General features: G+C 68.9%; 22 protein-coding genes. 6 read left to right on the top strand and 16 right to left on the bottom strand.

From position 1 onward, the window contains the following. Nucleotides 1-5 precede the first annotated feature (5 nt). From carB to tenA, 8 genes are all read right to left on the bottom strand, one after another. On the bottom strand, nt 6-3,236 hold the full coding sequence (gene carB / locus EP28_RS06520; protein WP_049983193.1) for a carbamoyl-phosphate synthase large subunit: 3,231 nt from the start codon (nt 3,234-3,236) through the stop codon (nt 6-8). A gap of 150 nt (nt 3,237-3,386) precedes the next feature. Then, the gene (locus tag EP28_RS06515; protein WP_049983192.1) at nt 3,387-3,602 is read right to left on the bottom strand and encodes a hypothetical protein; all 216 of its coding nucleotides are present in this window, start codon (nt 3,600-3,602) and stop codon (nt 3,387-3,389) included. 131 nt (nt 3,603-3,733) lie between these two features. Beyond that, nucleotides 3,734-4,267: a DUF5815 family protein gene (locus EP28_RS06510; protein WP_049983191.1), complete on the bottom strand. Its 534-nt coding sequence runs from the start codon at nt 4,265-4,267 to the stop codon at nt 3,734-3,736. Nucleotides 4,268-4,362: 95 nt separating this feature from the next. Next, complete coding sequence (gene moaA / locus EP28_RS06505; protein WP_049983190.1) at nt 4,363-5,367, bottom strand: GTP 3',8-cyclase MoaA; 1,005 nt, start codon at nt 5,365-5,367, stop codon at nt 4,363-4,365. Between the two features lie 68 nt (nt 5,368-5,435). Then, the gene (locus tag EP28_RS14385; protein ID WP_196219625.1) at nt 5,436-5,582 is read right to left on the bottom strand and encodes a hypothetical protein; all 147 of its coding nucleotides are present in this window, start codon (nt 5,580-5,582) and stop codon (nt 5,436-5,438) included. A gap of 8 nt (nt 5,583-5,590) precedes the next feature. Next, a complete protein-coding gene (locus tag EP28_RS06500; RefSeq protein ID WP_080506079.1) occupies nt 5,591-7,192 on the bottom strand; it encodes a sodium:solute symporter family transporter in 1,602 nt (533 codons plus the stop codon). Then, a complete protein-coding gene (locus tag EP28_RS06495; protein WP_230455267.1) occupies nt 7,192-7,854 on the bottom strand; it encodes a TenA family protein in 663 nt (220 codons plus the stop codon). Before EP28_RS06495 ends, EP28_RS06500 begins: the two co-directional genes overlap by 1 nt. Beyond that, nucleotides 7,851-8,510 (bottom strand): thiaminase II, encoded by a 660-nt coding sequence (tenA, locus tag EP28_RS06490; protein ID WP_049983189.1) that lies wholly within the window; start codon nt 8,508-8,510, stop codon nt 7,851-7,853. The genes EP28_RS06495 and tenA overlap by 4 nt, the downstream gene beginning before the upstream one ends. A 126-nt stretch (nt 8,511-8,636) precedes the next feature. Here tenA and EP28_RS06485 point away from each other — a divergent pair, with 126 nt between their 5' ends. Beyond that, nucleotides 8,637-9,554 carry a thiamine-phosphate synthase family protein gene (locus EP28_RS06485; RefSeq protein WP_049983188.1) on the top strand — a complete coding sequence of 306 codons (918 nt, stop codon included), beginning with the start codon at nt 8,637-8,639 and terminating at the stop codon, nt 9,552-9,554. Between the two features lie 33 nt (nt 9,555-9,587). Here EP28_RS06485 and EP28_RS06480 read toward each other — a convergent pair whose 3' ends face one another. After that, nucleotides 9,588-10,355, bottom strand: coding sequence for an MBL fold metallo-hydrolase (locus tag EP28_RS06480; RefSeq protein ID WP_049983187.1), 768 nt, complete (start codon nt 10,353-10,355; stop codon nt 9,588-9,590). Between the two features lie 140 nt (nt 10,356-10,495). Between EP28_RS06480 and EP28_RS06475 the strand changes: the two genes are divergently transcribed. Further along, entirely contained in the window at nt 10,496-12,085 is a 1,590-nt protein-coding gene (locus tag EP28_RS06475; RefSeq protein WP_049983186.1) for a globin-coupled sensor protein, read from the top strand. A gap of 164 nt (nt 12,086-12,249) precedes the next feature. On the opposite strand, the gene EP28_RS06470 is transcribed toward EP28_RS06475, so the two are convergent. After that, complete coding sequence (locus EP28_RS06470) at nt 12,250-12,675, bottom strand: universal stress protein (protein ID WP_049983185.1); 426 nt, start codon at nt 12,673-12,675, stop codon at nt 12,250-12,252. Nucleotides 12,676-12,781: 106 nt separating this feature from the next. Between EP28_RS06470 and EP28_RS06465 the strand changes: the two genes are divergently transcribed. After that, nucleotides 12,782-13,360: a sugar O-acetyltransferase gene (locus EP28_RS06465; RefSeq protein ID WP_049983184.1), complete on the top strand. Its 579-nt coding sequence runs from the start codon at nt 12,782-12,784 to the stop codon at nt 13,358-13,360. Here EP28_RS06465 and prs read toward each other — a convergent pair. Next, nucleotides 13,357-14,226, bottom strand: coding sequence for a ribose-phosphate diphosphokinase (gene prs, locus EP28_RS06460; protein WP_049983183.1), 870 nt, complete (start codon nt 14,224-14,226; stop codon nt 13,357-13,359). The genes EP28_RS06465 and prs overlap by 4 nt on opposite strands. Before the next feature lie 165 nt (nt 14,227-14,391). On the opposite strand from prs, the gene EP28_RS06455 reads away from it, so the two are divergent. Beyond that, a complete protein-coding gene (locus EP28_RS06455) occupies nt 14,392-15,042 on the top strand; it encodes an HVO_0476 family zinc finger protein (protein WP_049983182.1) in 651 nt (216 codons plus the stop codon). Nucleotides 15,043-15,192: 150 nt separating this feature from the next. Further along, nucleotides 15,193-15,444 carry a SelT/SelW/SelH family protein gene (locus EP28_RS06450; RefSeq protein ID WP_049983181.1) on the top strand — a complete coding sequence of 84 codons (252 nt, stop codon included), beginning with the start codon at nt 15,193-15,195 and terminating at the stop codon, nt 15,442-15,444. Nucleotides 15,445-15,462: 18 nt separating this feature from the next. Here EP28_RS06450 and speB read toward each other — a convergent pair whose 3' ends face one another. The 5 genes from speB to EP28_RS06425 all read right to left on the bottom strand — a co-directional run bounded on the left by speB (nt 15,463) and on the right by EP28_RS06425 (nt 18,774). Then, on the bottom strand, nt 15,463-16,305 hold the full coding sequence (gene speB, locus EP28_RS06445) for an agmatinase (protein WP_049983180.1): 843 nt from the start codon (nt 16,303-16,305) through the stop codon (nt 15,463-15,465). Nucleotides 16,306-16,314: 9 nt separating this feature from the next. Next, nucleotides 16,315-16,692 carry a translation initiation factor IF-5A gene (locus EP28_RS06440; RefSeq protein ID WP_049983179.1) on the bottom strand — a complete coding sequence of 126 codons (378 nt, stop codon included), beginning with the start codon at nt 16,690-16,692 and terminating at the stop codon, nt 16,315-16,317. A 63-nt stretch (nt 16,693-16,755) separates the two neighbouring features. Beyond that, on the bottom strand, nt 16,756-17,043 hold the full coding sequence (locus EP28_RS06435) for a hypothetical protein (RefSeq protein WP_049983178.1): 288 nt from the start codon (nt 17,041-17,043) through the stop codon (nt 16,756-16,758). Continuing rightward, nucleotides 17,043-18,191: an aminotransferase class I/II-fold pyridoxal phosphate-dependent enzyme gene (locus tag EP28_RS06430; RefSeq protein ID WP_049983177.1), complete on the bottom strand. Its 1,149-nt coding sequence runs from the start codon at nt 18,189-18,191 to the stop codon at nt 17,043-17,045. The genes EP28_RS06435 and EP28_RS06430 overlap by 1 nt, the downstream gene beginning before the upstream one ends. 145 nt (nt 18,192-18,336) lie before the next feature. Next, entirely contained in the window at nt 18,337-18,774 is a 438-nt protein-coding gene (locus tag EP28_RS06425) for a CBS domain-containing protein (protein WP_049983176.1), read from the bottom strand. Nucleotides 18,775-18,898: 124 nt separating this feature from the next. Between EP28_RS06425 and engB the strand changes: the two genes are divergently transcribed. Next, nucleotides 18,899-19,519 (top strand): GTP-binding protein EngB, encoded by a 621-nt coding sequence (gene engB / locus EP28_RS06420; RefSeq protein WP_049983175.1) that lies wholly within the window; start codon nt 18,899-18,901, stop codon nt 19,517-19,519. Nucleotides 19,520-19,681: the final 162 nt, after the last annotated feature.

The raw sequence follows: 19,681 nt of genomic DNA, 5'->3' as shown, positions 1-19,681 counted from the left end.
GCCGCTCACTCGGTCGCGCCCCACTTCTCGACGCGCTTCGGCCGGTCTGAGACGGCCATCACGTCGATGTCGTCGTCCGCGTGCTCGATCGCTTCGAGCGCCGCCTGCGCGGAGGCGTACGTCGAGAAGTACGTTATCTCCTCTTCGACGGCTGTTTCCAGCAGCTCGCGCTGGCGCGAGACGATGAGGTCGATCTCGCCGTGTTTCGCGGCCTCGATCAGGTCCGTCGCCTCGCTCAACTGGAAGTGCTCTGCGTACCCTTCGACGAGCGCCTCGCCCGCCTCCGTGTCGGGATCGGGGAACTCCTCGGCCGACAGGTCGACGACGGCGGTGCCGGACTCGGGGATCGGCTTGCTCGTCGCGTCCTGCGCCTTGTCGTACGCCTTTCCGAACGACCGGGCGGTGCCCATGACCTCGCCGGTCGATTTCATCTCCGGGCCGAGCCGCGGGTCCGACCCCGGCAGGCGGTCGAACGGGAGGACAACCTCCTTCACGCTCAGGTGCTCCGGGATCTGCTCTGCCGCGTCGAGGTCGGCGAGCGAGACACCGTCCGTCATCACCTTCGCCGCGAGCTTCGCGATCGGGACGCCCGTCGCCTTCGAGACGAACGGGACCGTCCGCGAGGAGCGTGGGTTCGCCTCCAGCACGAACACCTCGCTTTCTGTGTCGTCGTCGTGGACGCTCGTGACGGCGAGCTGGACGTTGAGCAGCCCGACGGTGTCGAGCGCGCGGGCGATGTCCTCCGTCACCTCGCGAACACGCGAGAGGGTGTCGTCGTCGAGCGAGCGGGGCGGGATCATACAGGCGGAGTCGCCGGAGTGGACACCGGCGCTCTCGACGTGTTCCATCACGCCGCCGATCAGTACGTCTTCACCGTCCGCGACGGCGTCGACGTCCAGTTCGACCGCGTCGGCGAGGAACTGGTCGACCAAGATCGGCTTGTCGGGCGAGACCCGGACCGCCTCCTCGATGTACTCTTCGAGTTCCGCGTCGTTGTCGACGACCCGCATCGCGCGGCCGCCGAGCACGTAGGAGGGACGGACGAGGACGGGGTAGCCGATCTGGTGGGCCAAATCGAGCGCTTCGGCCTCGCTCGTGGCGGTTCCTCCTTCCGGCTGGGCGACGCCAATCTCGTCCATCAGGACGTTGAAGCGGTCCCGGTCTTCCGCCAGATCCATCGCCTCAACGCTCGTGCCCAGCACCTTGCAGTCGAGCCCGCGGCGGTCGATCTCCGCTTTGAGCGGTTCGCCCACGTTCACGGAGGTCTGCCCGCCGAACTGGACCATCACACCGTCCGCGCCGGTCGTCTCTATCACGTCTGCGACCTCCTCAGCAGAGATGGGTTCGAAGAACAGCCCGTCGGAGGTGTCGTAGTCCGTCGAGACCGTCTCGGGGTTGTTGTTGATGACGTGCGCGTCGATGCCGAGTTCGCGGAGCGCGCGGACCGCGTGGACCGCGCAGTAGTCGAACTCGACGCCTTGCCCGATGCGGATCGGGCCGCCGCCGACGACCACGACGCTCTCGACGTCGGGGTCGACGCGGACCTCGTCGGCCGCGCCCGCGGTGTCTGCGTCCTGGATGAATTCGGGGAGCCGTGCGGAGTAGTAGTACGGCGTGGACGCCTCGAACTCGCCGGCGCAGGTGTCGACCTGCTTGTACGTCCGGTCCGGCACCTGTGTCTCCACGTCGCTCACGTCCGCCTCGACGCCGCCGGCGGTCGCGGTCGCCGCGATCTCGGCGTCCGTCCGGCCGACCATGGCGGCCTCGGTGAAGTCGCCCTCCGCGGCCGCGGCCGTCCCGTCGGCGATCTTCTCGAAGCGCTCGACGTACCAGCGGTGGATCCCAGTCAGGTCGATCACGTCGTCGACGCTGTAGCCGCGATCGAACGCCTCGAACATCGCGTACGGCCGGTCGGGGCTCGGGCGTTCGAGGTACGCCGACTCCAGCTCGGCGTCTGCCACTTCGCCGAAGTCGACGGCCGGGTCGTACTCCGACGAGCGGAGCGCCTTCACCATGCTCTCCTCGAACGTCCGTCCGATGGACATCGCCTCGCCCGTCGACTTCATCGCCGTCCCGAGCTCGAAGTCCACATCGTCAAACTTGTCGATCGGCCAGCGCGGCACCTTCGTCACCACGTAGTCGATCGCGGGTTCGAAGGCGGCCGTCGTCTCGCCGGTGATCTCGTTTTCGATCTCGTGGAGCCGCTTGCCCAAGGCGACCTTCGCGGTCACGCGGGCGATCGGGTAGCCGGTCGCCTTCGAGGCGAGCGCCGAGGACCGGGAGACGCGCGGGTTCACCTCGACGACGCGGTACTCGCCGCCGGGAGTACCGTCGTCGTGCCACGCGAACTGGATGTTACAGCCGCCCTGGATCCCAAGTTCGCGGATGACGCCGAGCGCTGCGTCGCGCATCTCCTGGTGGCCGTCGTCCGGGATCACCTGCGAGGGGGTCACGACCGTCGACTCGCCGGTGTGGATCCCCATCGGGTCGATGTTCTCCATGTTGCAGATGATGATACAGGAGTCGTCGGCGTCCCGCATCACCTCGTACTCCAGTTCGACCCAGCCCGCGATGGACTCGGTGATGAGCACCTCGCTGTTGCGCGAGAGCCGCAGCCCCTTGCGGACGCGCTCGACCAGCTCGTCGAACTCCTCGACGACGCCGGAGCCGGAGCCGCCGAGCGTGTACGTCGTCCGCGAGATGACGGGAAGCCCGCCGACCGAATCGACGGCGTCCCTGACGCGCTCGCGGAACGCCGCCTCGTCGAAGTCCGTGACCGACTCGTCCTCACCGAGCGAGATGGTCGTCGACTTGGGTACCGGCTGGCCGATGTTCTCCATCCGCTGGCGGAACAGGTCGCGGTCCTCCGTCGCGTAGATTGTGTCGAGCGGCGTCCCCATCACATCCACGTCGTGCTCTTCGAGAATGCCCTGCTCGGCGAGTTCGGCGGTGACGTTCAGCCCGGTCTGTCCGCCGAGCCCGGCGATGACGCCATCGGGCTCTTCGATCCGGATGACCTCCGCTATCGCCTCCGGCGTGATCGGCTCGATGTAGACCCGGTCCGCCGTATCCGGGTCGGTCATGATAGTCGCCGGATTCGAGTTCACCAAGACGACGCGCGCGCCCTCCTCCTGAAGCGCGCGGCACGCCTGCGCTCCGGAGTAGTCGAACTCCGCCGCCTGTCCAATCTGTATCGGTCCGCTACCGATGAGCAGTATGGTCCGGTCCTCGCTCATTGAGCGGACGGAATACGTTCATCGTAATAAGGCCGACGATAGAATACGAATCTCGCAATCAGTTTGCGATTTTCGCAAGGTATGGTGTGTCATATTGCGGCGATGCGACACACGCGTCGTGGCGTGACGCCGCGAGCGGCCGCGGTCGCATCACGCGTCGAGCGCGTAGCGGTACGGTCGGTCAGCGATGACCTCTACTTCCCCGCGTTCGGCTCGCCGCCCCAGCACGGTCGCAACGCGGTGTGGACTGTCGATGCCGTCGCGCTCCTCCACGAGCGCGAGGATCTCCCGCGCCGTGAGCGGCTCGTCGGCGTCGGCGAGCACGTCGCGGATGCGCTCGTACCGGTCGAATTCACCGGTGCTCATACGTCTTACGTACGGTCCCGGTGCATATAGGGTTCAGTGAGACACGAGTCGGACAACTGTCTGACACGCCCGCTGAGACGGCGGTTCACACGCGTTTCGTCCGATGTCGGCCGCGTCAGCGGACGGGATCGTCAGGCGTACGGGTCCTCTGCTTCGAGGTCACGCTCGGCGCGGTATTGGTCGACGAACTCGCTCACGTCGAACTCGACCATCTCCGCTTCGAACGCCGACAGCGCCTCGTCGTCGTCGGCGTGGCTCACGGCGTGTTCCATCAGTTCGACAACGAGTTCGACGACGATCTCGTGGAGTCGACGAGAGTCGAACGCCGTCACCCACGCCATCGCGTAGCCGACGTCGGCGTTCTCGGTCGCGTCGTGCGCGACGACCCGGTCGGGAAACTCCTCTAACACGACGCCGAGCAGGTGCGGCGTGTCGAACTCCGGCATCTCTTCGCTCGTCGTCTCGATCGCCTCGCGGAGCACGTCGACGAGGAAGTCGGGGAGGAAGCGCTCCGGGGGGTGGACGTCCATCACGACCGCGTGCGTCTCGCCGCAGTCGCACGCGAACTCGCGCATCCCGAGATCCAGATCGCCGACGCCGATCGTCTCTCCGCACGGCAGCTCCAGCGTGTTCTCATCGCCACCGGGGACGCGCGGCTGGGACATGGGCGCACTTGGCCGCTCACGGGATTAAAAGGCGCGGAACGGAACGACTCGCCGGCGACCTCGGACACGGGCAGCCCGCCGCGGACGGCGCGACGTCAGTCCGCCGCGGGCGGCGTCCCGAGGTACGCGTCGTTGATCTCGTACTCGCCGTCGTCGTTCTCTATCAGGTACTCGCCGTAGTAGGGGACGCGGTTCGCGACGACCGCCTCGAACGTCTCGGCTATCTCCTCGCGGGTCATCTCGCCCATCGACCGGAGGTCGTCGTTGCGGTTGAGACACCCCTTCAGGTACCCCTCGTGCGTGACGCGCACGCGGCCGCAGTTCGCACAGAACTCCTCGTTTTCGACGGGGTCGACGATCTCGACCATGCCGCCGCCCGCTCCATCAGCGTCCTCGCCGACGAAGTACCGCTTGCGGTCGTGCATCTCGCGGTGCTCGACGCGGTCGGCCTCCGCCGCGAGCCAGTCGTGGACGCGCCCGATGTCGATGTTCCACTCGGGCTTGCCCGTCAGCTCCGGCATGTACTCGATGAGCTGGAGCTGGAGTCCCTCGTTGTCGGCGACGTGCTCGACCATCTCCTCGACGTAGCCCGCGGTGTGCGAGAACACGACCATGTTGAGCTTTACGGGGTCGAGTCCGGCGTCGACGGCGGCTTTCACGCCTTCTAACACCTGCTCGTACGCGCCCGATTTCGTCACCTCGGCGAAGTCGTCGGGGTCGAGCGCGTCCTGCGAGACGTTCACCCGGTCGAGTCCGGCCGCCTTCAGGTCCGCGGCGCGCCCCGGCAGGAACGTCCCGTTGGTCGTCATCGACACCTCCATCGACTCCGGCGTGCGCTCGATTATCTCCTCTAGATCCTGTCGCAACATCGGCTCGCCGCCGGTGAACTTCACGGAGTCGACGCCGTACCCCTCGACGACCTCCAGGAATCGAACCACGTCGTCCGCGCTCATCTCCGATTCGCTCGGCTCCATCGGGCCGCGCGTGTCGCCGAGCCCCTCGTTGTGACAGTAGACGCAGTCGAAGTTACACCGGTCGGTAAGCGAGATCCGCACCCCTGTCACCTCCCGTCCGAAGTCGTCCGCGAGCGGCCCGTTCATGTTCACACGAACCCGCTGGGATCGCTTAAATATCTGGTTCGATCGGCGGGTGAGGAAACCGAATTCGGTTATCTTCTCCCGCCGTCGTCGACGCCGACAGCCCCCAGCGCCTCCCGCGCGTACGCTGTCACCACGTACCCGAACACGACCGCGACGAGCGCGAGCGACCCCCACACGAGCGCGGCGAACGCGGTCGGTCCGAGCGTTGCGAGCACGGGCGGCGTCACGCCTCCACACCCCCGTCGGTCCGCTCGGCCGCGTCGTCGCCGTCGGTGGGTCTGGTGCCTCTCTCGTCGCCGCCCTCAGCGGTCACGTCGCCGTCGCCGCTCTCCGCGACCACGCCCCCGTCGGTCATCGGGCTATCGAGTCGTCGGATCTCCGCGCCGAGGGTTCCGAGATCGGCCTGTTCGCCGCCGACGACGTGAGCGACCGCGGTGGCGGCAGTTGAGACGATCGTCGCGCCGGCGAACGAGACGAGGAACGACGGGGTCGGCGTCGGAATCGGGAGCGCCGCGAGCGCCGGGGCGAACTGCGGAAAGTACGCGATGCCGACCGCCAGCCCGACGAGGCTGGCGGCGACCGCGCCGCGGTCCGAGAGGCTCGTCGACCAGAGGCCGGCGAGGAACGGGACGAAGACGGCCGCCGCGACGAGGTCCGCGGTGAGGAACAGCGCGAGCACGCTGTACCCCTGCGCGCCGACGACGGCCGCGCCGACCGCGACGAGCGCGGTGAGCAGGCGACCGGCGCGACCGAGCGTTCGCCCCTCGGCGTCGACCACCCGCGCGAGGTCGACGGTGACGAGGCTCGCGATGGCGTTACACATCGTGTCGGCGGAGCTGGCGACGAGAAGCACCGCGAGGACGACGACGGACAGCGCCACCCACTCCGGGAACGCCTCGACCACGAGGAGGAAGAAGGCGACCGACGCGCCGCCGTCGGCGGTGAGCCCGAGCGCCGCGGAGGCGATCCCGAACAGCCCCGCGAGCAACACCAGCGGGATCACGGCCACCGCCGCCACGACGAACCCGCGGCGAACCGACTCGTCGTCGCGCGCGGCGTACACGCGCTGCCACACGCCCTGATTCAGCATGTTCGCGCCGAGCACCGCGAACGCGACGTACACGCCGAAGGCGACGCCCGGTCCGAACGTCGGGTCGAGAAGCGTCGGGTCGGCCGACGTCGCTGCGGCGTGGAGCGACCCCGCCCCGCCGAGCGCGAGGACCGCTCCGGCGAAGCTCACCGCCAGAAGCGGCAAGATCACGATCGCCTGAAGCGTGTCCGTGAACACGCTGGCGACGAGGCCGCCGTACGCAGTGTACAGCAGGACGAACCCGCCGATAAGCGCCGCAGTGTACGCCTGTGGCACCTCGGCGACGAGCGAGAGCGCGGCCGCCACGCCGGTCAGCTCGGCGGCGAGGAACACGGACATGTAGAAGATCGAGACGGCGACCACGAGCGCGTACATCGAGCGCCCGTACCGCGCGAGCGCGAACTCCGTCAGCGAGTGGCCCTCGGGGAGCAGCTTCCGGACGCGCAGGCCGACGGGGACGAAAAGCAGGAACGGCACCGCGCTCCCGATTGCGTAGCCGAGCACCGCGGGGAGGCCGCCGAACGCGGCACCGGCCTCTGCGGGGGCAAGCAGGATCCACGCGCCCATCACGCTAGCGACGAGGGTGGCCGTCGTGGCCGCCGGACCGGTCGTCGACCGCGCAGTGACGTAATCGTCGAGCGTGCGAACGCGCCCGCGGGCGTGGAGCACGCCCGCTACGGTGAACGCTCCCAGCGCGACGACGGTGACCGCCAGCGCGAGCTCGGTCGAGACCATCAGATCTCCTCCGTCGCGTACGCGGCGTCGAAGAACGCGACTTCGAGCGAGACGGTTCGATCGAACAGCTCGGCGACCCGCTCGCGCCGCCGCGGGGACAGCGACGCCCCGACGCGGTCGAGCTCCGAACGCAGGAAGTCGACGAACGACGCGAACGGCGGCGCGGCGTGCAGTTCGATCCACTCGTCGAACAGCGGGTCGGCCGGTCGGTCGGTCGCCTCTCGGCTCGCCCACGCGAGGTAGACCCACTCCGCGGGCACGAGCACGGCCAGCGTCTCGGCGTATCCCCCCTCGCGGCGGGCGCGGCCGAGCAGGTCACGGAACGCCGCGGTCGGCTCCGCGAGGTCCGGGTCGGTCCGGTCTCGCTCCGGAACGTCGTGCGCGTCGAACGCGCGCTCGAAAAAGTCGTTTTCGGCGTCGGTGAGCGTGTCGAGGAACGCGACGTAGCGGCGGCGCGCGTCGGCCGACGGCGCGTCTGCGAGCGCGACGGCGAACGCCGCGGTCAGCTCCTCGACGACCGCGTAATCCTGTACGACGTATCGCGCGAACGCGTCGCCGTCGAGGGTTCCGGCTCCCAATTCGCGGGTGAACCGGTGGTCGGTCGCCGCACGCCACTCGTCTTCGACCCCGTCGCGGAGCGTCGCGGTGAGGCGGTCGCTCACGCCGCCCACCCCTCGTCGGCGTACGCCATCTCCCAGAAGGCCAGTTCGAGGCGGGCGCTCGTCAGGAACGCCTCCCGCATCTCGTCGCGGTAGCCGGGCCGGGCGGCCGCGCGGTCGTCGACCAGATCGCGCAGGGCCGCCGTCTCCGCCCGGAACGCCTCGCTCGTGTACGTCTCGATGAACGGCGTGTACCGGTTGTCGCCCTCCGCGATCTCGGCCATGTGTTCGGCGACGTCGAGGTACCCCTGCATGCACGGGAACAGCGCCGCGACGGCGACCGGGACCGGCCGCTCGTGAGCCGTGCGGACGAGGAAGCTCGTGTACGCCTCGCAGGTCGGCGTCTTTTCAGTCTCCGCGAGGTCGGCCTCGCTCACGCCGTACTTCGCCGCGAACGACCGGTGGAGGTCGAGCTCCTCGGAGAGCACGGCGTCGGCCCCGCCCAAGAGCGTCGCCATCGCCGATTCGTCTCGCGCCTTCGCGCCCGCCACGGCGTAGGTCCGCGCGTAGTCGAACAGGTACCGGTAGTCCTGTTCGAGCCACCGCCGGAACGCGACCGGATCGAGGTCGCCCGCGGCCAGTTCCGTGACGAACGGATGGTCGAGCTGTGCGGCCCATATCTCCGCGCCCGCGTCGAGCAGATCGTCGCTGAACGCCATGGGTACCCGTTGTATTAGCGACTAATATAACTAATGTATACCACTCGCGCCGTTCGGTCTCTCCCGGCCGCTTCTAGTCCACGCTCCGTCGGACCCTTTTAGGAGTCGGCCCGCGTCGGGTCCGCCATGTCGCTGCAGCTGCCGAGCGAGATCGTCGTCGAGCGGTTCCTTCCCACCGTTCGCGTGTTACTCGCGCGCGCGCTCGACGAGCGCGGATTCACCCAACAGGAGATCGCCGATCGGCTCGGCGTCACGCAGGCGGCGGTGAGCCGCTACGTGAGCGGCGACGCCGCGATCGAATCGCGGATCGCGGAGGACCCCCACACGCGTCGGACGATCGAGACCGTCGCGAACGGGTTCGAAGCCGGAGATATCGACGAGTACGAGGCGCTCGCGGAGCTGTCGGCGCTGGTCGACGAACTCGAGGACCGAGGACCGATCTGCGCGATACACGAGGAGGAGATGCCGGCGCTCGCCGGGCTCGGCTGCGATCTGTGCGTCCGCGGCGACGACGACCGAATTCGAGCCGAGCGCGAGGTGCTCGCCGACGTCCGGAAGGCCGCGCGGCTGTTCGCCCGAACCGAGGGGGCCGCCCGCGTCGTGCCCAACGTCGGGACGAACGTCGGCACCGCTCTCCCCGACGCGACCGACCACGCGGACGTCGCCGCGATTCCGGGTCGTATCTACGAGATGGACGGCCGCGTCGAGGTCCCGGCGAACCCCGAGTTCGGCGCGTCCCGTCATGTGGCCGGCACCGTCCTCGCGGCATTCGGCGTCGACCCGTCGGTGCGGGCCGCGATCAACGTCCGGACCGACGACGCGCTGCTCGACGCCGCGCGCGAGCGGGGGTTCGATCCGCTCCGGGTGGACGCCGACTACGACGACCGGGACCGACGGCTCCGCGAGCGGTTCCGCGAGGACGGCGTCCGGCCAGTCGTGTACCACGAGGGTGCATTCGGCATCGAACCTGTCACCTACGTGCTCGGATCGACCGCCGTCGACGCGGTCCGGCGGCTCGCCGATCTGATTCCGCCCGGCCGCTAGATCCCCGCCGACCGCCCGATGCGCGGCCGCCGCTCACACCTCGACGACCAGTCCGTCTCTCGCGACCTCGACTTCGCCGGAAAAGCCGGCGTCTCTGACGCTCCGTGCCATCTCGCGCTCGCGGCCCCCGGTGTGCGGATACAGGTGCGAGAGCAGCAGGCGGCCGACGTCGGCGTCGGCGAAGGCCCGACCCAGTTCGGTCGGGTTCGGGTGGTTCGACACGTCGGTCCCGTCGGGGAACGAGCAGTCGTGGACGACCACCTCGCTTCCGTCGGCGAACGACGCCATCCCGGCGAACGCCTCCGTGTCGCCCGATATCGCGAGCGGTCCGGTTTCACCCGGCGCGTCGACGCTCGGCGGCGAGAACCGGTAGGCGAGGCCGTCCATCGAGTGGCGGGTCTCGCGGGCCGCGACGCCGAAGCCGGCCGCCGAGAACGACCGCGCCGCGGACACCTCTCGGACCGACAGGTCGATCCGACCGTCGAGGTACTCGTGGACGTCGAACAGCCCGTCGACGAGGGTTTTCGTCCCGGTCGGCCCGACGACCTCCAGGTGGTCCGCCCCGGCGAGCCACCGGGCCTTCACGAGCGGTAACAGCGCCGCGACGTGGTCGAGGTGATGGTGCGTCAAGAGCACGGTCGAGACCCCCTCGTAGCCGGGATCGGTCTCCGCGAGTCGGTGGAGGACGCCCTCGCCACAGTCGACGAGCAGCCGTCGGTCGCCGTCGGTGAGGAGGTAGCCGGCCTGCGCGCGGTCCGGGACCGGCATCGCGCTGCCGGAGCCGAGCACGGTGAGTTCCATGCCTCGACCGAGGCCATAGCCGCCTAAGTGCTCCACGGTGGGCGGTCGGGCCGACCGTTCACCCCACCGCGGGCATCCGAAAAAACGAACCTGATAATCGGAGACGAGGGTACATATATCGATTCGCAACTCCGGTCTCTATGGGCAGTCAGGGTGTGGCCATCGACGACGACGTGCGCGCGACGGTGCAGGGAGAGGAACTCTTGGACGACCTCGGTGTCGACGACGCGGAGATCGCTCGGCGGAAGCGTCATACGCGGTTCGGCGAGGACGACGAAGCGCGGCTCGAATCGATCGCGGACGACCTCGATCCGGTCGCCGACGACATCGTAGACGACTTTTATGAACACATCGGCGAGGACCCCGAGATAGCGCAGATACTCGACCGTTCGTCGATGCCGATGCCGGCGCTCGTCGCGGGGCAGCGCCGTTACCTCGACCGGCTCGTCGCCGGCGAGTACGGTCGCGACTACTTCGCCGACCGCGCCCGCGTCGGGCGGCTGCACGACCTCCTCGGGCTCGGCCCCGCGGCGTACCTCGGACAGTACTCGGTGTACTACGAGGAGCTGTTCGACGTGCTCGCCGAGCGGGCGGTCGCGGGCCGCGGCGAGCGCGCCGACGCCGACGCCGTCAGCGACGGCGGCGTCGACGCTGTGGACGGGACGAGCGGTGGACCGAACGCCGCGGCGGGGGTGGCCGACGCCTCCGCCGCCGAAACGCCGACCCAACCGGACGCCGCCGAGGCGGTCGAGACGTTCAAGCGCGAGGCGCTGTCGGTGCTCAAGGCGTTCTTGCTCGACCAGCAGCTCGCGATCGACACCTACGTCGACTCCTATGCCGCGGAGGCCGAGCGAGAGGCGCGCCAACAGCGCGAACTCGCCCGCAACGTGGGCGAGCAGATCGGCGAGCCGGCGCGAGCGCTCAGAGAGTCGACGGCGGAGGTCGCGGCGGAGAGCGACCGGATCGACGGCCTCGCGCGCGAGCAGTCGGAGCGGATGGACCAGCTCTCACGGGAGGCAAACGAGATGACGGCGACGGTCGAGGAGGTGGCGGCGACGGCGGACGAGGTCGCGACGACGAGCGACGACGCGGCCGATATCGCCGGCGAGGGCGTTGCCGCGGCCGAGGAGGCCGCAGACGCCATGGACGAGATCGAGGCGGCCACGGCGGAGGTGCGCGCGGAGATGGACCGGCTGCAGGCGCGCGTCGACGAGATTCGCGGCGTCACCGACGTGATCGGTGACGTCGCGGACCAGACAAACCTGCTCGCGCTGAACGCCTCTATCGAGGCGGCGCGGGCCGGCGAGGCCGGGTCGGGGTTCGCGGTCGTCGCGGACGAGGTGAAATCGCTCGCGCAGGACGCGAGCGACCACGCGGCCGACATCGAGGAGACCGTCGATGAGGTGGCCGAGAGCGGCGACTCGACGGTCGCCGAGCTCGAACGGACCGCGGACCGCGTCGAGACGGGGACAGAGCGGGTCGACCGCGCGCTCGACCGGCTCGCGGAGATCGAAGACGCGGTCGTCGACGCGTCGGACGGGGTCGCCGAGGTGTCGGAGGCGATGGACTCGCAGGCCGCCTCCGTCGAGGAGGTGGCCGCGATGGTCGACGAGTCGGCCGACTCCGCCGAGGCCGTCGCCGACGGCGCAAGCGAGATCGCAACCGCGACCGGCCGCCAGCGCGAGCGGGTCGCGGAGATCGCTGACGCTGCGGACGACCTCGCCGAGTGACGGTCCGGGACGGTGGCCCATCCCACCGCCACGGTTAGCCTTGGCCCATCCCACCGCCACGGTTAGCCTTGGCCCATCCCACCGCCACGGTTAGCCTTGGCCCATCCCACCGCCACGGGCTGCCTCTCCGCCCCGGCCCGCCGGACCAGTGTGTAGCCGACTCGTTATTTGATCAGGAACACGGGGACAGTCGCGTCGTCTGCGACGCGGTCCGAGACGCTCCCGAGCGACTGGATCCGCTCGCGCGGTGACTTCCCTTCGGGGCTCAAGACGATCACGTCGATCTCGTTTTCCTCGGCGTACGCGACGATCTCCGTGTCGGGCGTCCCCTCGACGACGTGCGTCTCCGCGTCGAGTCCGGCCTCGCGAGCGTGGTCGGCGACGCGTGCGACCGCCGCGTCGCCCTGTGATTCGAGGTCTGCGACGATCTCGTCGTGGAGGTCGCCGGAGTTCGCGGTGACGATCCGGCGGTCGACGACGTACAGCGCGTGGACCGTCGCATCGTGGTCGCTCGCCAGTCGCACCGCGTGGTCGAGCGCTCGGTCGACTGCCTCGCTACCGTCGGTCGGCACCAGGATGTCGTCGTACATACTCCCCGATTCGATCCGGGGGCAAATAACGGTACGCCAACGGGCCCGTCCTGCGGGAAGATCGGCCGGGGAAAACCACTATCGGGATGCGGCGGCCACACAGACCATGCCGACCGAAACCGAACGAATGCTCGCCGGCGAGCCGTACGACCCCACCGATCCGGCCCTCGTCGCCGACCGCGAGCGCGCTCGCGGGCTCGTCCGCCGGTACAACGCGACGACCGAGGCGGAACGCGATCACAGACGGACGCTCCTCGACGAACTGTTCGACGCTGGCGGCGGCGACGCCGTCGTCGAACCGCCGTTCCGCTGTGACTACGGCTACAACGTCGCCGTCGGCACCGACTTCTTCGCGAACTTCGGCTGCGTGTTCCTCGACGTCACCCCGATCCGCTTCGGCGACCGTTGTCTGCTCGGTCCCGGCGTCCATGTGTACACGCCGACGCACCCGATCGACCCCGACGAGCGCGCGACGGGACGCGAGCGCGGAGAGCCGGTGACCGTCGGCGACGACGTGTGGATCGGCGGCCGCGCCGTCGTGACGCCCGGCGTGACGATCGGCGACGGAGCGGTCGTCGCGGCCGGCTCCGTCGTGACGAGCGACGTGCCGGAGCGCGTCGTCGCGGGCGGGAACCCGGCACGGGTGATCCGGGAGATTTCCGACGACGCGCCTACATCCAGTTAAGCCGAGCCGAGCGAACCGAGCGCGTCGGCGAGCGGGGCGGCGACGCTGACGACGCTACACCCGCGCTCTATCGTGTCGGTCCCGACGAGCCGATCGACGCCCGCGCTCCGGAGCTTCGTCACGGCGTTGGCCGCGAGCATGGGGTGGACGCAAGCGGCGATCACGCCCGCCGCGCCGCGGTCGGTCAACACCGAGACGGACTCGCTCATGGTCGATCCCGTGGCGACGATGTCGTCGACGACGACCACGTCGCGGTCGGCGACGGGCGCGTCCGACGGCGAGACCTCGACCGCGCCAGTGTCACGGTCGCGGTGCTTCTCGAAGTAATCGACCGCACCGGTGCCGTGGGCGTCCCGGACCGTCTCTGCGATGTCGACCGCGCCCTCGTCGGGCGCGAGAAACAGCGGGTCGGCGAGGTCGGCAGGGAGCGGGTCGGCGAGGACGGCCGCGGCGTCGACGATGTCCACGGGCACGTCGTAGAACGCCGCGACGTCCCGTTCGTGGGGGTTGACGAGGACGACGCGGTCGGTCCCGGTCGAGATCGCGCGCGCCATCGCGCGCGCCGAGACGGGCTCGCCGTCGGCGAACGACCGGTCCTGTCGCGCGTATCCCATGTACGGGACGACGGTGGTCACGTCCGTCGCGCCCGCCTCGCGGACGGCGTCCTGTAGCTGGAGGAGTTCGACCCACGCGGCGTCGGAGTCGGTCGCGGCGACGACTGTCGCCGACTCGGCGTCGAAGTTGGGGACCGCGGCGAGCGACTCGCCGTCCGGGAACCGGTCGTACGTCGGCGTCGCGAGCCGTTCCCCCGTTTTCTCCGCGAGCGCGGCCGCGAGGAGCTGTGAGCTGGATCCGGGTACGATCATGGTCGCCCGTATCCCGTCACCGGTAAACCAGTTTCTGTACACCGCCGGCACGGCGGCTCCGCTGACGGCCGACACCGAGCGAGCCAGACGTTCGCACACGCCAGCGATCCACGCACCGGCCTCACAGGGGCGGATATTTACGCGTTGGACGGGTACGACGCGATAATGAGCGAATCCGGAGATCCGGTCGGTCTCCCCTGTCCGGCGTGCTCGCCGGGCGAGGAGACCGTCCACGAGGTGTTACGCCCCGGCGGACAGGCGACCGTCCGCTGTACCGACTGCGACCACACGTACAAGACCGAAATCCCGGACGAAGAGACCGTCGACCTGACGATCGTCGTCTCACAGGACGGCGAGTCGTTCACGACGCGGATGGACGTGCCCGCGGACACTTACGTCGCGACCGGCGAGGAGTTCGTCGTCGACACCGACGACGCGCTGATGCAGGTTCGCGTCACCGGGATCGAGGTCGGCCCCGAACAGCGCGTCGAGGAGGCGGACATCGAGGACGTCGAGACGCTGTGGACGCGCGCGGTCGACAACGTCGCCGTCGCGGTGACGCTCCACCCGAAGGACGGCACCGCGGACCAGACGCGGTCGCTGCGCGTGAACGTCCCCGGCGACTACGAGTTCACCGTCGACGAGACGGCGGAGTTCGGCGAGGAGGAGTTCACCGTCGAAGGGCTTCAGATCCGCGAGGACGCCCCCGAGTACCGCCACGAAAAGCTCGACCACCCGGGCGACTTCGCGTATGCCAAGGACCTCAAGCGCGTGTACGCTCGCGACGAGAGTCTGACGGCGTGGTCGGCGTGGTGATATCTCCGACGGCGGCGCGGTGACGGAATCAGTGCGGTACGCGACGTGCGGCGAGCGACCAGCCCGACATCGTGCCACGCGTCCTCACAAAAGGCTGCAAGCGCTGCCAGCAAAGTGTAGTTATTAATCATGCGGATCGTTCGGTCACGTATGGCAGAGATAGCCATCGAGTACGCCGCCGGCAGTCGCCTCCAGCCGGAGGCCGAGACGGCCCGCCGCCTGATCGACTCGTACCTCGGTGATCGGCCCGACGTCGACGCGGTGACGCTTTCGCCCTCCAGCGACTCCGTGTTCTGTGTCAGCGTCGAAGGCGACCGCATCTGGTGTACGGACCCCCGCGAGTGGATCGACGCGATGGAGGCGGTCACCGCCGCGCGGCGACGCCTCTCCGAGGTCTCGTGAGCACGGGGCCGTCCCCGTTCACCGCTCCGCCGCGCTGCCCGCGTGCGCGAAGACGAACTCCCGGAGGAGCTTCCCGCCCAGCGCCGCCGCTTGCCCGTCGTCGCGGTCATTCACCTCGACGATGTCGAAGCCAGCGGCGCGCGGCGCGACCGTCCGAACCAGATCGCGGACCGCACGCGGCGTCAGTCCGAACGGTTCCATCGTCCCCGTTCCCGGCGCGAACCCGGGATCGAGGCCGTCGATGTCGATCGAACAGTACACGGACTCGCCGGCGAACGGATCGGCGTCCCCCTCGCCGAGCGCGTCGATCCACTCGCGTGAGTCCTCGGGGGCGACCACGGTCACGTCGGCGTCTGCAGCGCGGTCCCACTCGGCCTCGGAGCCGGTGCGCGCGCCGACGATCACGGCGCGGTCGACGCCGAGGTCGTCGAGGGCGCGCCGCGTGACGCACGCGTGGTTCAGCGGGTTCCCGTCGTAGGCGTCTCGCAGGTCGAGGTGGGCGTCACAGACGACGAGCACGTCCGGGTCGGTCGCGTCGACGCCCGCGTGCGTGACGGTGTGTTCGCCGCCGACGAGAAGCGGGATGGCGTCGTCGTAGACGACGCTCCTGAGTTCGGCAGCGAGGTGGTCGAGGTACGCCTCGACGTCGTCCCACGGCCGCACGTTCCCGGCGTCACAGACGCCGTGAGCGGAGAAGTGACTCGCCGTTTCGCGGTCGTAGTCGTCGAACGTCTCGGCGAACCGCCGGACTCGGTCCGGTCCGAACCGGGTGCCCGGCTGAAAGGTGGTCGTGGCGTCGAGGGGAGCGCCGACGACCACGTAGGAAGCAGCCTCGCGATCGGTCGTCGCTCCCGGAAACATCGGCCTCGATTACCCGACGACTTTCCGCTGGCCCTCGTACTCTAAGTACTCGATGTTGTCGTCAGAGGAGAAGTCCTCGTCCTCGGGGATGCGCATCGTGAACGTTTCGTAGGTGTCCAGATCCATGACCTGCGCGTCGTCACCGGAGACGGAGACGACCTGTCCCTGTTTCCGCTGGATGATCGGCACCCAGACCTTCGCGTCGACGGGCTGGGAGAGCGAGCGCTTCTTCTCGTCGAAGACGCCCTTCCCCTCGACGCGGGCCTTGGCGCTCCCGTGTTTTCCGGGCTTGGCGGTGCTGTAGTGATTGATCTTGCAGGGCGAGTCGTCCATCATGACGTAGCTGCCCTCCTGTAGTTCGCGAACCTGCTTCTGCTCTCGCGGCATGCGCGAACCTTCCTCCGGCGCGGGTATAAACGGTTTGGAACGCCGCCGCGACCGTTCTCGTCGTCAGGGGTCGAGTTCGTCGACGTACGCGTCGTCTTCCTCGTTTTCGTCGTCGACGTTTCCGTCCGGCGGCACGAACGACCCCGTGTACAGGTAGCTCGCGACGAACAGCACGATGAATCCGACGCCGACCGCCGCGGTCGTCCGCACGACGATCGGGAAGTCGACCCAGTAGAAGAAGCGGTCGGAGATCGCCATCGCGATCACCGCGAGGAACAGCAGCTTCTGCTCGTCCGTCGGGTCTCGAACGAATCCGACCACGTCGGCTTTGAGCTCGCTCAACAGCCCCATCAGGCCGCACCCCCGTTCGTCGCGGTCCCTTCCTGCCGCTCGTCGATCACGCGGTCGACGCGGCCGAGCCCCTCCTCCAACTCCGCCGTCGGCAGCCCGAACCCGATCCGGAAGCGATCCGGGAACCCGAACAGGGTGCCCGGCGCGAGCACGACGCTCGCCTCCGCGACGACCGTCCGACAGAACGTCTCGGCGTCGGCGAAGCCGTTCGGCACCGTCACGAATCCGTTGACGCCGACCGGGTCGTACCAGTCGAGGCCGCGGTCCGCGACCCAGTCGGCGACGACGCCTCGGTTCGTCTCGGCGAGGTCGCGGTTCTCGGAGAGAATTCGGTCCTCGCGTCTGCCGAGCGCCTGTTCCGCGACGTGTTGGCCGACGATCGACGGGGAGATCGTCGTGTAGTCTTTCCACTGCCACGCGCGCTCCACGACCGGCTCCGGACCGACCATCCAACCGAACCGGAGCCCGGCGAGTCCGTACGCCTTCGTGAGGCTCGTCGTGGAGATCCCGTGCCGACCGTAGCTCGCGACCGGCGGTTGCGGGTCCTCCGCGAGCAGTCGGTACACCTCGTCACAGAGCAGGTACGCCCCGTGATCGACGGCGACATCGTATACCGCCCGCATCGCAGCCTCGTCGTGGTACCGACCGGTGGGATTGTTGGGGTTGTTCACAACGATAACCGCGGTGTCATCCCGGGCCGCATCGGCGACCGCGTCGGGCGAGAGCTCCCACGTCGGAGGGTCCAACTCGACGCGCGTCACCTCGCCGAACGCCTCCGGAACGGCGTGGAGCGCCTGATACGTCGGCGTCACGACGACCGCGTGGGTGCCGGTACCGACCGGGTCGTCGTCGCCTCCACCCTCCCCGATCCCCCCGTCGTCGCCGAGCAGGGACGCGAACGCGAGGAAATTCGCCTCTTGGGTGCCACAGGTGACGAGAACTTCGTCGGCGCTGCGCCCGTACCTCTCACCCACCGAGGCGCGGAGGTCGGGGTCGCCGTTCGTCGGGATGACGTAGTCGAACCGACCCGGGTCGAGGTCGAAGCGACTCGCGTCCAGCGACCGAATCCCGCTCTCGGCCAACATGATGTCGGCCTCGTGTTCGTGTTCCGCGAACCAGCGTTCAAGGCCGAACGGGTCGATGCGCATATACGACCGCTCGGTTCGGCGCGAGCATATGTGCTACGGTCTCTCGCGGCCATGACCACCGCTCGCCCGGTCAACAGAACGGCGGCCCGCGTGGCGTCCGCTGTCGCGTTCGATACCTGCCCGGCGACTGCCGGACACGGTCGTCTCAGGGGCGGTCGCTCCGATTCGACCAGTTCGTCGCGTCGGCCGCGAGGTCCCGGACTTCGCGCCGGATCTGCCCGTAGTTGTCGGCGATGTCCTGCGTGGTCACTATCCCGACCGGTTGCATCTCCTCCGTGACGACGAGCTTTTTTACACTCTCCGAACGCATGCGGTCTGTCGCGGTCCGGAGCGTCGCAGACGGCCGGATTGTCACGACCGGGCTGGTCATCGCCTTCCGTAGCGGAATGGTCGAAAGCGGCTCGTCGGCGGCGTATCCCGCGTAGAGCACGTCGGCCTCGGTCGCGATCCCCGCCGGTGTCCGCCCGTCGGTGACGATCACGCTCCCGACTCGGTTCCGGAGCATCCGCTCCGTCGCCTCCCTGACGGACGCGCCGACGTCGCAGGTGACCAACTCCGTCGACATCACCTCCTCGACGATCATACGCGCCCGTACTCGCGGCGCGCACTTGGTCGTACGGGTCGCGCCGAGCGTCGCCTCTCGGCTCGGTCTCACCCGCCGACCCCACGACGCGCCCTTTAACCGGCTCCCTCGCGCAGAGAAGCACATGTTCGAAGACCGGCCGGACCGCGACGCCGAGGTCGTCCTCGTGGGACGCTCGAACGTCGGCAAGTCCACGCTGATGCGCGAACTGACGGGTCACGACTTCTCGACCGGCGGCAAGCCGGGAGTGACCCGCCAGCCGAACCACTTCGACTGGGCCAGCGAGGGGTTCATGTTCACCGACCTGCCCGGGTTCGGTTTCATGTCGGGCGTCGAAGACGAGCGCCGCGAGCAGATCAAGACGGACATCGTCCAGTACCTAGAGGAGAACGCGGAGCACATCCTCGCGGGCGTCGTCGTGATGGACGGGAAAGCCGCGGTCGACATCATCGACCGCCACGCGGAGCGCGGGAACGTCCCGCACGACGTGGAGATGTACGGGTTCCTCGAAGACGTGGGCGTGGAACCGATCGTGGCCGTGAACAAGACCGACAAGATCGACGACCTCGACGAGCGGCTCGACGAGATCTGCGACCGACTCGGACTGTTTCCGCCGTGGCAGCAGTGGTCCGACCGGATCGCCCCGATCTGCGCGAAACGCGGCGACATCGAGGCGCTGGAGGAGTGCCTCAGAACACGCTTTCACGAGCACAACCGGGACGACCTGTTGAAGTTCGTTTCGTAGGGGTTTGCGGGTTCGGCTCCGCCGAACGCCTCGCGTTCTGTCACTCACGGACAGAGACCGGTCGGGGCGTGTCAGACAGAGACCGGTCGGGGCGTGTCAGACAGAGACCGGTCGGGGCGTGTCGGGATCGACGCCAGCGTACGGCCGATCTCACTGATCTCG

The sequence above is a fragment of the Halorubrum sp. BV1 genome (assembly GCF_000746205.1).
Classification (GTDB): Archaea; Halobacteriota; Halobacteria; order Halobacteriales; family Haloferacaceae; genus Halorubrum.
Note: the sequence above shows the minus strand (reverse complement) of the source record. Positions and strands in the feature narration are given on the sequence as shown.